General features: G+C 74.0%; 11 protein-coding genes and 1 pseudogene. 5 read left to right on the top strand and 7 right to left on the bottom strand.

The window, feature by feature from the left end; translation table 11 throughout:
- The 3 genes from AC5WS8_RS25155 to AC5WS8_RS25145 are packed head-to-tail and all read right to left on the bottom strand — an operon-like array spanning nucleotide 1 to nucleotide 3,670.
- Nucleotides 1–1,737: an L-aspartate oxidase gene (locus tag AC5WS8_RS25155; RefSeq protein WP_496105727.1), complete on the bottom strand. Its 1,737-nt coding sequence runs from the start codon at nucleotides 1,735–1,737 to the stop codon at nucleotides 1–3.
- Complete coding sequence (gene panC / locus AC5WS8_RS25150; protein WP_496105726.1) at nucleotides 1,734–2,753, bottom strand: pantoate--beta-alanine ligase; 1,020 nt, start codon at nucleotides 2,751–2,753, stop codon at nucleotides 1,734–1,736. The genes AC5WS8_RS25155 and panC overlap by 4 nt, the downstream gene beginning before the upstream one ends.
- Nucleotides 2,750–3,670: a Rossmann-like and DUF2520 domain-containing protein gene (locus tag AC5WS8_RS25145; protein ID WP_496105725.1), complete on the bottom strand. Its 921-nt coding sequence runs from the start codon at nucleotides 3,668–3,670 to the stop codon at nucleotides 2,750–2,752. The genes panC and AC5WS8_RS25145 overlap by 4 nt, the downstream gene beginning before the upstream one ends.
- A 197-nt stretch (nucleotides 3,671–3,867) precedes the next feature.
- Between AC5WS8_RS25145 and AC5WS8_RS25140 the strand changes: the two genes are divergently transcribed.
- Together AC5WS8_RS25140 and AC5WS8_RS25135 are read left to right on the top strand one after the other, a co-directional pair.
- Complete coding sequence (locus AC5WS8_RS25140; protein ID WP_496105724.1) at nucleotides 3,868–5,085, top strand: threonine aldolase family protein; 1,218 nt, start codon at nucleotides 3,868–3,870, stop codon at nucleotides 5,083–5,085.
- A 109-nt stretch (nucleotides 5,086–5,194) separates the two neighbouring features.
- Nucleotides 5,195–5,470 (top strand): annotated as a pseudogene (locus AC5WS8_RS25135) (ArsR/SmtB family transcription factor); the annotation flags it as partial.
- Nucleotides 5,471–5,492: 22 nt separating this feature from the next.
- Here AC5WS8_RS25135 and AC5WS8_RS25130 read toward each other — a convergent pair.
- Entirely contained in the window at nucleotides 5,493–6,164 is a 672-nt protein-coding gene (locus AC5WS8_RS25130; protein ID WP_496105723.1) for a response regulator, read from the bottom strand.
- A 78-nt stretch (nucleotides 6,165–6,242) separates the two neighbouring features.
- Nucleotides 6,243–7,448, bottom strand: coding sequence for a sensor histidine kinase (locus AC5WS8_RS25125; protein ID WP_496105722.1), 1,206 nt, complete (start codon nucleotides 7,446–7,448; stop codon nucleotides 6,243–6,245).
- 182 nt (nucleotides 7,449–7,630) lie between these two features.
- Between AC5WS8_RS25125 and AC5WS8_RS25120 the strand changes: the two genes are divergently transcribed.
- Nucleotides 7,631–8,668 carry an SAM-dependent methyltransferase gene (locus AC5WS8_RS25120; RefSeq protein WP_496105721.1) on the top strand — a complete coding sequence of 346 codons (1,038 nt, stop codon included), beginning with the start codon at nucleotides 7,631–7,633 and terminating at the stop codon, nucleotides 8,666–8,668.
- Here the strand turns inward: AC5WS8_RS25120 and AC5WS8_RS25115 are convergent.
- Nucleotides 8,633–9,784, bottom strand: a complete 1,152-nt coding sequence (locus tag AC5WS8_RS25115; protein ID WP_496105720.1) for an NADH-quinone oxidoreductase subunit D — start codon at nucleotides 9,782–9,784, stop codon at nucleotides 8,633–8,635. The two genes, AC5WS8_RS25120 and AC5WS8_RS25115, sit on opposite strands and share 36 nt — an antisense overlap.
- Before the next feature lie 31 nt (nucleotides 9,785–9,815).
- Between AC5WS8_RS25115 and AC5WS8_RS25110 the strand changes: the two genes are divergently transcribed.
- Nucleotides 9,816–10,307 (top strand): PH domain-containing protein, encoded by a 492-nt coding sequence (locus tag AC5WS8_RS25110; RefSeq protein WP_496105719.1) that lies wholly within the window; start codon nucleotides 9,816–9,818, stop codon nucleotides 10,305–10,307.
- Nucleotides 10,304–11,635, top strand: a complete 1,332-nt coding sequence (locus AC5WS8_RS25105; protein ID WP_496105718.1) for a PH domain-containing protein — start codon at nucleotides 10,304–10,306, stop codon at nucleotides 11,633–11,635. Before AC5WS8_RS25110 ends, AC5WS8_RS25105 begins: the two co-directional genes overlap by 4 nt.
- 82 nt (nucleotides 11,636–11,717) lie before the next feature.
- Here AC5WS8_RS25105 and AC5WS8_RS25100 read toward each other — a convergent pair whose 3' ends face one another.
- Complete coding sequence (locus tag AC5WS8_RS25100; protein WP_496105717.1) at nucleotides 11,718–12,890, bottom strand: hypothetical protein; 1,173 nt, start codon at nucleotides 12,888–12,890, stop codon at nucleotides 11,718–11,720.
- Nucleotides 12,891–13,078: the final 188 nt, after the last annotated feature.

Genomic DNA, 13,078 nt, shown 5'->3' with positions numbered 1-13,078 from the left:
TCACTGCTCCTGAGGCCGGTGCGCTTGCGTGGTCGGGGGGAAGTCTGGGTTGTCGGTGGTGTGCACGGCCAGCGATCGGTCGGGATTCAGCCGTACGACGACGTGGCGCCGCCAGTTCGCGTCGTCCCGGTCGGCCCGGTCCTCGCGCCAGTGGCAACCGCGGGTCTCCTCGCGCAGGAGGGCGGCGGCGACCAGGACACGGGCCACGCACAGGAGGTTGGTGGCCTCCCAGGTGTCGACACCGGGCTCGGCGGTCTTGCCGTTCTCGTGGAGGGCGTCGCGGGCCTCGGTGTGCAGCCGCTGGAGCTGGTCGGCCGCCGTGGCCAGGGATTCGGCGGAGCGCAGGACGCCCGCGCCCTCCGTCATGATCCGCTGGATCGCGAAGCGCGCCTCGGGGGCGAGGAGCGGGTGCGCGGGCTTCTCCGAGTACGGGACGGGCTGCGGAACGCGCGCCTGGAGGCCGTTCTCCGCCTGGTCCCGCGCGATGTCGGCGGCGATGCGCTCGGCGTAGACCAGGCCCTCCAGGAGGGAGTTGGAGGCGAGCCGGTTCGCGCCGTGGACGCCCGTGCAGGCGACCTCACCGCACGCGTACAGGCCCGGCACGGTGGTCCGGCCGTGGGAGTCGGTGCGTACGCCGCCGGAGGCGTAGTGGGCGGCCGGGGCGACCGGGATGGGCTCGGTGACCGGGTCGATGCCGTTGGCGCGACAGGCGGCCAGGATGGTCGGGAAGCGGTGCTCCCACATGTCGGCGCCGAAGTGCCGGGCGTCGAGGAACATGTGCTCGGCGTCCTGCTCCTGCATTCGGCGCGTGATGCCCTTGGCGACGATGTCCCGGGGCGCGAGCTCGGCCAGCTCGTGCTGCCCCACCATGAAGCGCACCCCGTCGGCGTCCACCAGGTGGGCGCCCTCGCCTCGGACCGCCTCGGAGACGAGGGGCTGCTGTCCCTCCGCGTCCGGGCCGAGGAACAGCACGGTCGGGTGGAACTGCACGAACTCCAGGTCGCTGACCTCGGCGCCCGCGCGCAGGGCGAGCGCCACGCCGTCTCCCGTGGACACCGAGGGGTTGGTGGTCGCGGAGAAGACCTGGCCCATGCCGCCGGTCGCGAGGACCACGGCGGGCGCGTGCACGGCGCCCACGCCGTCGTGCTGGCCCTCCCCCATGACGTGCAGGGTCACGCCCGCGGTGCGGCCGTCGGCGTCCGTGAGCAGGTCCAGGACGAGCGCGTTCTCGATCGTGCGCAGTCCACGCGCGCGTACCGCCTCGACGAGCGCCCGGGAGATCTCGGCGCCGGTCGCGTCGCCGCCCGCGTGCGCGATACGGCGCCGGTGGTGGCCGCCCTCGCGGGTGAGCTGGATGCCGCCCTCGTCGTCGGTGTCGAAGTGGGCGCCGGTGGAGATGAGCCGCCGCACCGCGTCGGGGCCCTCGGTGACGAGGATGCGGACGGCCTCGTCGTCGCACAGGCCCGCGCCCGCGACGAGGGTGTCGTCCAGGTGCTGCTCGGGGCTGTCGCCCTCGCCCAGGGCCGCGGCGATGCCGCCCTGCGCCCAGCGGGTGGAGCCGTCGTCGAGGCGTGCCTTGGTGACGACGACCGTGTTCAGGCCGGCGGCGTCGCAGCGCAGCGCCGCGGTGAGGCCGGCCACGCCGGAGCCGACCACCACGACGTCCGCGGAGATGGACCAGCCCGGTGCGGGGGCGTGCAGTCGTATGCCTGTGCTGGTGTGCCTGTGCTGGCTCACGAGGCGGCTCCGTGAGGGTCGACGGGTTCGGGTGCTCCGAAGGAGAGCGGGATGTTGTCGATCAACCGGGTCGTCCCGACCCGGGCGGCGACGGCGAGGACGGCCTCGCCGGTGAAGTCGTCGGGGACCTCGGTGAAGTCCGACGGGTCGACCAGGGCCAGGTAGTCCAGGACCAGCGGAGGGTCCAGCTGGGCGGCCTCGTCCAGGACGAGCCGGGCCGCGGCCCGGACGGCGGCGGGACCGCCGGGCGCGGCCTTGGCGACCGCGTGCGCGTCGGCGGCGGCACGCGACTCGCCTATGGCGCTCAGGGCCTCGGCACGCGCGTGGGTGGCGGGCACCTCCAGGGCACGGGCGCGCAGGGCCTCCTGGGCGGCATGCCGGTCGCGGCCCGCGAACAGGGCGCGGGACAGGGCGAGGGCGGTGCGCCGCTCCTGGGGCGAGAGGTAGCGGTTGCGGCTGGACAGGGCGAGCCCGTCATCCTCGCGCACGGTGGGCACGCCGACGATCTCCACACCGAAGTCCAGGTCCCGCACCATCCGGCGGATGAGAGCGAGCTGCTGGGCGTCCTTCTGCCCGTACAGCGCCACGTCGGGGCGGGTGAGGTGGAGGAGCTTGGCGACGACGGTGAGCATGCCGTCGAAGTGGCCGGGGCGGAACGCGCCCTCCAGGCGCTCCCCCATCGGGCCCGCGGAGATCCGCACCTGGGGCTCGCCGCCCGGGTAGACCTCGTCCGCGGAGGGAGCGAACACCACGTCGGCGCCGGACTGCTCGGCGATCTTCAGGTCGGCGTCCAGGGTGCGCGGATAGCGGTCGAGGTCTTCACCCTTGCCGAACTGCAGCGGGTTGACGAAGACGGTGACGACGACCTCGCCGTCGCCCCCGGCGATCCTGCGCGCCGCGCGGATCAGGGTGGCGTGGCCCTCGTGCAGGGCGCCCATGGTCATCACGACGGCGCGGCGGCCGCGCCTCACACGCGCGTGCAGCTCCTCGGCGGTGCGCAGCAGGGTGGTGGTCATCGGGCGTCCCCTTCGATGCCGTCGGCGAGGACTCCGAGCAGGTCCTCGGCCAGTTCCGGCTTCAGCAGTCCGTGGGCCAGGGCCCGGTCGGCGGTGGCGCGGGCCATCGCCAGATAGCCGGCGACGGCGCCCGGGGCGTGCCTGCGCAGCTCGGAGACGTGCGCGGCGACCGTGCCCGCGTCTCCGCGCGCGACGGGACCGGTCAGCGCGGCGTCGCCGGAGCGCAGCGCGTTGTCGAGGGCGGCGCCGAGCAGCGGGCCGAGCATGCGGTCGGGGGCCCCGACGCCCGCAGCGCGCAGCAGCTCCATGGACTGGGCGACGAGGGTGACCAGATGGTTGGCGCCGAGGGCGAGAGCCGCGTGGTAGAGCGGGCGCATCTCCTCGGCGATCCACTCGGGCTCACCGCCCATCTCGATCACCAGGGCCTCGGCGGCCAGCCGCAGCTCCTCGGGCGCGCTGACCCCGAAGGAGCATCCGGCCAGGCGCTGGACGTCCACGGGGGTGCCGGTGAAGGTCATCGCGGGGTGCAGGGCGAGCGGCAGCGCGCCGGCGCGCAGGGCGGGGTCGAGCACGCGGGTGCCGTACCGCCCGGAGGTGTGCACGAGCAGCTGGCCGGGGCGTACGGCGCCGGTCTCGGCGAGGCCCTCGACGAGCCCCGGCAGGGCGTCGTCCGGGACGGTCAGCAGCACCAGCTCGGCACGCTCCATCACCTCGGAGGGCGGCACGAGCGGCACCTCCGGGAGCATCTGCTCGGCGCGCCGCCTGGAGGCGTCGGACACCCCGGAGACGGCGACCGGGCGGTGCCCGGCGAGCTGGAGCGACGCGGCGAGCGCGGGCCCGACGCGGCCGGCTCCGACCACGCCCACGGTGAGCCGCGCGGGGCGGTCCTTGGGGTCTGGCTGCTGGACTGTACTCACTCGACGGTGGCCTTCCCGTTCCAGTCCGCTCGGGGTACCGGACGATTTCTCGTCATGTTAACGCGATTGGGGGGTGGGGCGGCCGGTTGTCCACAGGCTGTGGGTTTCCGCAGGTCGCCGCCGGTCCGTAAATCGGCGTGCCGCGGGGGCCGGGCGCGGGGGATGATCCCGGGGTGGGAACGAGGGCGGAGGGGGACATGGCGCGAACCGCTGATCAGGGTGCCGAAGAGCCTGCCGGGGAGGGCGGGGAAGGCCCGGTGGAGTCACCCGGAGAGCTGCGACGCGGGCTGCGGGAGCGCCGGAGCGCCGTCCACCGGGGCGCGGAGCGCGTGCTGGCGCGCCCGGGGTTCCTCGGCACGCTCCGGGAGCGGCTGGCGCTGCTGGACGGCGCGGAGCGCCTGTACGACCTGGACGAGTCCGGGGACATGTACGGCACGGGGATCGTCGAGGCGCTGGAGGAGAAGGTCGCCGGACTGCTGGGGAAGGAGGCCGCCGCCTTCTTTCCGACCGGCACCATGGCCCAGCAGGTGGCGCTGCGCAGCTGGGCGGGCCGCGTCGGCGACCCGACGGTGGCCCTGCATGCGCTCGCCCACCCCGAGGTGCACGAGCGGAAGGCGTTCAGCGAGGTCAGCGGGTTGCGCCCGGTGCACGTGACGAGCGAGCCCCGGCTGCCGACCGCCGAGGAGGTGCGTTCCTTCGAGGAGCCCTTCGGGGCGCTGATGCTCGAACTGCCCCTGAGGGACGCCGGTTTCGTCCTGCCCTCCTTCGAGGAGCTCACCGAGGTCGTCGAGGCGGCGCACGAGCGCGACGCGGTGGTGCACTTCGACGGCGCGCGCCTGTGGGAGACCACGGTCCACTTCGGCCGGCCGCTGGAGGAGATCGCGGGCCTCGCGGACAGCGTCTACGTGTCGTTCTACAAGTCCCTCGACGGATACGGCGGCGCGGCGCTCGTGGGCCCCGGCACCCTCGTCGACGAGGCGAGGACCTGGCGGCACCGCTACGGCGGCGCGCTCTTCCAGCAGTTCCCGACGGTGCTGTCGGCCCTGGCCGGGCTGGAGCGGGAGCTGCCCCGGCTGCCGGAGTACGTGCGCCACGCGCGTGTGGTGACCGCCGCACTGCGCGAGGGGTTCGCGGCGGCGGGTCTGCCGTGGGCACGGGTGCACCCCGACCCGCCGCACACCCACGAGTTCCAGGTCTGGCTGCCGTACGAGGCGGACGTCCTCGCGCGGACGGCGATCCGTCAGGGCGAGGAGACCGGCACACTCCTGTTCGCCCACGCCTGGGACCGCGGCGGTCCGGGCCTGGCCTTCACCGAGGTCTCCGTACGTGCCGCCGCCCTGGAGTGGACGGCGGACGACGTGAAGAGGGCGGCGGCGGAGTTCGTGAAGCGGCTGCCGGAGGTCGACCGGGCTTAGACGCCGGGGCGTCGAGCCGTCGGGACGCCGGGGCGTCGAGCCGTCGGGACGCCGGGGCGTCACGCCGTCGGGACGCCGGGGAGGTCGGGGCACCCCGAGGGGCCCGACCTCCCCGTTCTCCCTGGAACGCCTGTCCCTTCAGCCGGCCGCGCCGTCCCGCCCGGCACGGATGCAGATCTGCCGCAGTCCGGCCCGCAGTACGTTCACCACGAGCGAGCCGGCGCAGTCCCACGGTATGAGTCCGCCGGAAGACATCCCGGCACCTGGGCATTGTGAAGAGGGCCCGCCTGATCACCCCCGCCACCGCGGCCGCTACGTCCTCCACCAGATGGACGCCACGGCGGTGGCCCGGCTCGGCAGCGACTTCCTGGAGGGCATCCTCAGGCAGGGGTGGGCCAGTGGTGGACTCAGCCGTGCCCGCCCGCCCGGACGAGCCCCGTCTCGTAGGCGAGGACGACCACCTGCACCCGGTCCCTGAGCCCCAGCTTGGTCAGGATGCGGCCCACATGGGTCTTCACGGTGGCCTCGGACAGCACCAGCCGGGCCGCGATCTCCCCGTTGGACAGCCCCTGGGCCACCAGCACCATGACCTCGCGCTCGCGGTCGGTGAGCCGGTCCAGCTCCTTGTGCCGGGGCCCGGCGCCGGCGCCCGGCAGCATCGGTGCGAACCGGTCGAGCAGACGGCGGGTCGTGGACGGCGCCACCACGGCGTCGCCGCTGTGCACGGCGCGGATGGCGGCGAGCAGCTCTCCGGGCGGTACGTCCTTGAGCATGAAGCCGGAGGCGCCCGCCTTCAGTCCGGAGAACGCGTACTCGTCGAGGTCGAAGGTGGTCAGGATCAGCACCTTCGGCGGGTTCGGGTCCGCGCAGATGCGGCGGGTCGCCTCCACACCGTCCAGCTTCGGCATGCGCACGTCCATCAACACCACGTCGACCTCGGCCGACCGCAGCACCTGAAGGGCCTCGACGCCGTCACCCGCCTCCGCGACGACCTCCATGTCCGGCTGGGCGGCCAGCACCATCCGGAACCCGGTGCGCAGCAGCACCTGGTCGTCGACGAGCATCACGCGGATCGGCATGGCGGGGGTCCTCCGGTCGGTGGGGGTCGGGCGGGCTGGGGCCGGGCACGTGCCGGGTGGGCCGGTCTCGGGGGCGTGTCAGTGGGCCGGTTTCAACGGCAACAGGGCACTGATGCGGAAGCCTCCTCCGGGGCGGGGGCCCGCGTCCAGGGTTCCGCCGACCATGCCGACGCGCTCCCGCATGCCGATCAGACCGTGGCCCCGGCCGTCGAGGCCGCCCTCCTCGTACAGCTCGTGCGGGGCACCCTTGCCGTCGTCCTCGACGAGCAGTCCGAGGCCGTCGTCGAAGTACACCAGGCGCACGCTGGCGCCCGCGTCCGGACCTCCGTGCTTGCGGGTGTTGGTGAGCGCCTCCTGCACGATGCGGTAGGCGGTCAGTTCCACACCGCTGGGCAGCGGGCGCGGGGTCCCCTCCACCTTGAAGTCGACGGGCAGACCCGAGTTGCGGCACTGCTCCACCAGCTCGTCGATCTGTTCGACGTCGGGCTGCGGAACGTACTCGCCCTCCTCCTTGTGCTCGCCGGTGCGCAGCACGCCGAGCAGCCGGCGCATCTCGGCGAGGGCCTGACGGCCGGTGGTGGAGATCGTCTCCAGGGCCTTCTTCGCCTGGTCCGGGGCGGTGTCGAGGACATAGGCGGCGCCGTCGGCCTGCACCACCATCACCGAGACGTTGTGCGCGACCACGTCGTGCAGCTCGCGGGCGATACGGGCGCGTTCGGCGGCGACCGCGACCTTGGCCTGCGCCTCGCGCTCCTTCTCCAGCCGGGCGGCGCGCTCCTCCAGCTGGGCGAAGTAGGCGCGCCGGGTGCGCAGGGAGTCGCCGAGGACCCAGGCGAGTGCGAAGGGCACGGTCTGGAAGACGGCTATCGCGATGTTGCCGAGGGCACCGGAGTGGTGGTCCGGCCAGCGGATCGTGGACAGGGTGCCCGCGCTCAGGCCGCCTGCCAGGCCGATGCGGGAGGCCCAGCGGGCGCCCAGGGCGGCGACCGTGAAGATGATCGCCAGCATGGCGAAGTCGGCGATCATCGCCTGTTCGTCCAGGACCAGCTGGGCCAGGCCCATGCCGGCGGCGACGATCAGCATCTTCTCGGGCATGCGTCGGCGCAGCGCGACGACCAGGCAGAGCACGGCGGAGACGGCGAGTCCGACCGGGAGCGATCCGTGGTGGTCCGGCGCCCCGTTGAGGTTGGTCAGACTCACGCAGGAGAGCCCGAACAGGACGACGGCCCAGAAACTGTCGACCCAGGTGGGATGCCTGCGGAGGAAGTCATAGAGGCGCTGCACGTAACCCAGCGTAGGGAAACGCGCAGGGCGCGGGGGTCAACCGGAGGGCCGATCCGTGACGGGCACACGTACTCCGCAAGGTGGATGCCGGCCGGCACCCCGCGGTCGGAGGTGCCCGTCCGAGGTGCCCGCCCGAGGTGCCCACCCGAGGTGCCCGTCGGAGATGCGCCTAGCCTGACCCGGTGGACCAGCGGGTGAGCGGTGAGTGGCGGGGATGGCGGGCGGCGGCCGAGGAGGCGCTGTACGGGTCGGACGGCTTCTACCGGCGGCCCGAGGGGCCCGCGGCGCACTTCCGTACGTCCGTGCACGCCTCCCCGCTGTTCGCCGTGGCCGTGGCCCGGCTGCTGTGCCTGGTCGACGAGGCGCTGGGCCGGCCGGCGGAGCTGGCGTTCGTGGACATGGCCGCGGGCCGGGGGGAACTGGTCGCCGGGGTCCTGGACGCACTGCCGGAGGATGTGGCCACCCGCACGCGCGCGTGCGCCGTGGAGATCACCGGCCGGCCCCGGGACCTCGATCGCCGGATCGAGTGGCTGGGCGGGCCCCCGGAGGGGATCACCGGGCTGCTGTTCGCGAACGAGTGGCTGGACAACGTGCCGGTCGAGGTGGCCGAGGCGGACGCCGACGGTGTACCCCGGGTGGTCCTCGTCCGGCGGGACGGGACCGAGCGGCTCGGGGATCCGGTCGCGGGAGCAGAGGCCGCGTGGCTGGAGCGCTGGTGGCCGCTGTCCGCCGAGGGGTGCCGGGCCGAGATCGGCCTGCCCCGGGACACCGCGTGGGCCGCCGCGGTCGCCACCGTCGAGCGCGGGCTGGCCGTCGCCGTCGACTACGCGCACCGCGCGGGCGCCCGCCCGCCGTTCGGGACGCTCACCGGGTTCCGCGGGGGCCGGGAGTGCGCTCCCGTGCCGGACGGCTCCTGCGACATCACGGCGCATGTGGCGCTGGACGCGTGCGCCCTGCCGGGGGCACGCCTGCTGACCCAGCGCACGGCGCTGCGCGCGCTCGGGATCACCGGCGGGCGCCCCCCGCTCGCACTCGCCGCCACGGACCCCACCGCGTACGTACGCGCCCTCGCGCACGCCGGAGCCGCCGCCGAACTCACCGCGCCCGGCGGCCTCGGTGACTTCGGCTGGCTCCTCCAGCCGGTGGGCCCGACGGACGCCGCCCTCGAGGAGCTGTCCGAGGGGCTACTTGTCGATGTCGCCGACCACGAAGAACAGTGACCCGAGAATCGCCACCATGTCCGCGACCAGCGTGCCGGGCAGCAGCTCGGTCAGCGCCTGGATGTTGTTGTACGAGGCCGAGCGGAGCTTGAGCCGGTACGGGGTCTTGTCGCCCTTGCTGACCAGGTAGTAGCCGTTGATGCCGAGCGGGTTCTCGGTCCAGGCGTAGGTGTGGCCCTCGGGCGCCTTGAGCACCTTGGGCAGGCGCTGGTTGACCGGCCCGGGCGGCAGCTCCGCCAGCCGGTCCAGGCACGCGTCGGCCAGGTCCAGCGCGTTGTGCGTCTGCTCCAGCAGGCACTCGAAGCGGGCCAGGCAGTCGCCCTCCTGCCGCGTGACGACCCTGAGCGTGTCCCGGAGCTCCCCGTAGGCCAGGTACGGCTCGTCCCGGCGCAGGTCGAAGTCCACGCCGGAGGCGCGCGCGATCGGCCCGCTGACGCCGTACGCGTGCACGGTCTCGGGGGCGAGGACGCCGACACCCCGAGTACGCCCCCGGAAGATCTCGTTGCCGAGCACCAGGTCGTCGAACCGGTCCATGCGCGAGCGCACGTCACGGACGGCGGTACGCGCGCGTGCGGTCCATCCGGCCGGAAGGTCCTCCTTGAGTCCGCCGACCCGGTTGAACATGTAGTGCATGCGGCCGCCGGAGATCTCCTCCATGACGTTCTGCAGCTCCTCGCGCTCCTGGAACGCGTAGAACACCGGCGTGATGCCGCCCAGCTCCAGCGGGTAGGAGCCGAGGAACATCAGGTGGTTGAGGACCCGGTTCAGCTCCGCGAGCAGCGTGCGCATCCACACGGCACGCTCGGGCACCTCCATGCCGAGCATTCGTTCGACGGCGAGGACCACGCCCAGCTCGTTGGAGAAGGCGGAGAGCCAGTCGTGGCGGTTGGCCAGCATGATGATCTGGCGGTAGTCGCGTGCCTCGAACAGCTTCTCGGCCCCGCGGTGCATATAGCCGATGACCGGCTCCGCGCGCCTGATCCGCTCGCCGTCCAGCACCAGCTTCAGTCGCAGCACACCATGCGTGGACGGGTGCTGGGGCCCGATGTTGAGCACCATGTCGGTGCTCTCCGCGGCGCCGCCGATCCCGACCGTGGTCTCCGTCGTAGGAGTCATGGCCCCAGTCTCTCGTACGTACGCTTGCGCCATGGAAACGGGGACGCTGGAGGCGGGCGCGGAGCCCGTCTGGACGGGGCTGCCGCCGGGGCTGCTGAGGATGCGCCGGATGCTGCTGCTGGTGTGGGCCGGGACGGGGACGCTCGCGGTGGCGCTGCTGACGGGCCTGCTGGCCGGGCCGGTGTGGGCGCTGTTCGCACTGCTCCCGCCGGCCGGGCTCGCCTGGGGCTGGGCGCTGCTCGGCCGCAACTGGCGCTCCTGGCGGTACGCCGAGCGCGCCGACGACCTGCTGATCAGCCGGGGCGTGCTGTGGCGGGAGGAGACCGTGGTGCCGTACGGCCGCATGCAGCTCGTGGAGGTGACCTCCGGGCCCGTCGAACGGCACTTCGGACTGGCGAGCGTGCAGCTGCACACGGCCGCCGCCGCGACGGACGCCAGGATCCCCGGGCTGCATCCGGCCGAGGCGGAGCGGCTGCGGGACCGGCTGACCGAGCTGGGCGAGGCCCGATCGGCGGGGCTGTGAGCGGCACCGGAACACAGCCGGACATATCCCAGGGGCAGCGGGGCGCCGAGCGGCGGCTGCATCCGGTCACGCCGCTGCGGCGCGCCTGGGCGCCGGTCGCCGTGGTCGTCGGCTGGGCCGTGCACGACCCGAGCCAGGCCCAGGAGCAGCTGACGAAGCTGACCGCGACCGCGCTCCTCGTCGGGCTCGCGGTCCTGGTGCCGACCGCCGCCCTGTACGGCTTCCTCAGCTGGTGGTGCACGCACTTCTCGGTGACCGACGCCGAACTGCGCATCCGCACGGGCCTGCTGTTCCGCCGTACCGCCCACATCCGACTGGACCGGCTGCAGGCCGTCGACGTCACCCAGCCGCTGATGGCCCGGCTCGCGGGCGTCGCCAAGCTGAAGCTGGACGTCATCGGCACCCACAAGAAGGACGAACTGGCCTATCTCGGCCAGGGGGAGGCGCGGGCGCTGCGGGCCGAGCTCCTCGCCCGCGCGGCCGGGTTCACCCCCGAGACGGCGCACGAGGTCGGCGAGGCGCCGGTACGACGGCTGCTGCACGTGCCGCCGGGCGACCTGGCCGTCTCGCTCCTCCTCATCGGCGCCACCTGGGGCTCGCTGCTCGGCGCCCTGGTCGTGCCGGCGCTGGTGTGGCTCGGCACCCACAGTGTGGGAGCGGTGCTGGCCGCCGGGTTGCCCCTGATCGGCGGCGCAGCCACCCGGTCGGCGGGGCGTTTCGTACGCGAGTACGACTGGACGGTGGGCGACTCTCCGGACGGGCTCCGCATCGACCACGGGCTGCTGGACCGGGCGCACGAGACGGTGCCGCCGGGGCGTGTGCAGAGCGTACGGATCGTGGAGCCGCTGCTGTGGCGGCGGCGGGGCTGGGTGCGGGTGGAACTCGACGTGGCGGGCTCCTCCAACTCGGTGCTGGTGCCGGTCGCCCCGCGCGCGGCCGCCGAGTCGTTGATCGCCCGGGTGCTGCCGGGGGTGGCCGTGCCGACGTCCCCCTCCCGGCCGCCGCGGCGCGCGGCCCGGTGCCTGCCGGTGTGGTGGCGCGGCCAGGGGCTCGCCGTCACCGAGGCGGTGTTCGCCGCCCGGCACGGCCTGCTGCGCCGCACCCTGTCCCTCGTCCCGCACGCCAAGGTGCAGAGCGCACGGCTGAGGCAGGGGCCGTGGCAGCGGTTGTGGCGGGTCGCCGACGTGCACCTGGACACCGGCGCGAACAAGACGGTCACGGCGCGCCTGAGGGATGCCGAGGAGGCGGCGGCGCTGCTGTACGCGCAGGCGGACCGGTCGCGCACGGGTCGGCGGGACGCCCGACCGGACCGGTGGATGGCCTCGTAGACGTCCTGGCCACCGAAGCCCGACGACGTGAGGGGCGGCGGCACCCGGCGTGCCGTCGCCCCTCGTTCACGTCCTGGCGGGTTCAGGAGGCCGCGGTGCGCAGCCCCTGGACATCGATCCGCTCCGTCTCGTCGTGCGCCGTCAGGTCGATGACCTGGCCGACGGCCCGCTCCCCGGGGCCCGCGGACTTGAAGCCGGCCTCGGACTCCGCCTTGTGCACCGCGAGCACCTCCTGGCCGACGACGTCCGCGAGGTCCTCGTTCTGCACGGCCTCCAGGCTCTGCCCCGACTTGGTGCCGAAGAAGTCGAAGCCGCCCTCGACGGCCGGGCGCGGGCGCGGGGCCGACGGTACGACGGCCACGGCGGTCGGCACCGTGAAGTGGCCGGTGGTGCGTGCCGGCTCCGCGGCGGGAGGCTGGGTCTGCTGTTCCTTCGAAGCGGCCGGGTGCTCCTGCGCGGGGGCCCGGTCGCCCTCGGCCTCGGCCGCGGGAGTGCCGGTCTCCGGGGCGTCGGGGTCGGCGGGGGCACGCTCGCCGCCGTCGTCGTCCGGGCCGCCCTTCGTGGGCGAGTCCTGCTCGCTCGCCGTCCCGGTGCCGGTGCCGGTCCCCGCGGCCGGCTCGTCGGCCGCGCCCGCGGCCTCGCCCCGGGCGAGCCGTGCCAGCGCCTCGCCCGCCGCCGCGAAGAGCGCCGAACCCCCGGCGGAGAACGCCCGGGGGGTGGGCGGCACCGGCCCGGCATCCTTCTCCGGCCCGGCGGCAGGCGCCTCGGCGGCCGACGCGGGCGGCTCCGGGGAAGCCGGCGCCGCCTCGATGGCCAGCAGGCGGCGGCCCTCCAGGGCACTCGCGCGCTCCGTCTCCGCCGTCGCGTACCGCCGCAGCAGGGCGGCGTGTTCGTTGCGCAGATTGGCCAGTTCCGTGCGCTTGGCGCGGAGCCTCTGCTCCAGCTTGGCGCGCAGTTCGCGCGACTCCTCGAGGTCGGTCTCCAGTTCGGCGACCCGCTCCTCGTGGCGCCACTCGTCGCTCGCCCGCGCGCGCGTGAGGTCGGCGACGCGTTTGCCCGCGGCCATGTCCCAGCGACGCATGACGACCGAGCCCACGATCGTCGTGACCGCGGCACCCGCGGCCAGCCCACGGAGCACCAGCGGCTCCGTGAACAACCAGGGCCCCACGGCGCAGACGACCGAGACGCCTGCGATCACCGAAGGAGGCAACAGCCTGTGCAAGGGTGGGGAATGACGGTGACGTCCACGTGGCATGGCCAGAAACTTACCGCGCGTACGCGAATGATGGTGCCCCGCCCGGTAAAAACACGGCCACACCGCAGCGTTCCCACAGTCCCGGGGGCACCGGAATGGGGAACATCCCCCGCCACCCGAATCCGGGAGATTCCCTTGGGACACGGATCGGACTCGGATCGAAGACGAATCGAAGACGGATCGGACTC

Source organism: Streptomyces sp. PTL18 (genome assembly GCF_059510295.1).
The sequence above is the reverse complement of the archived record's forward strand: the minus strand, read 5'-3'. Positions and strand labels throughout refer to the sequence as shown.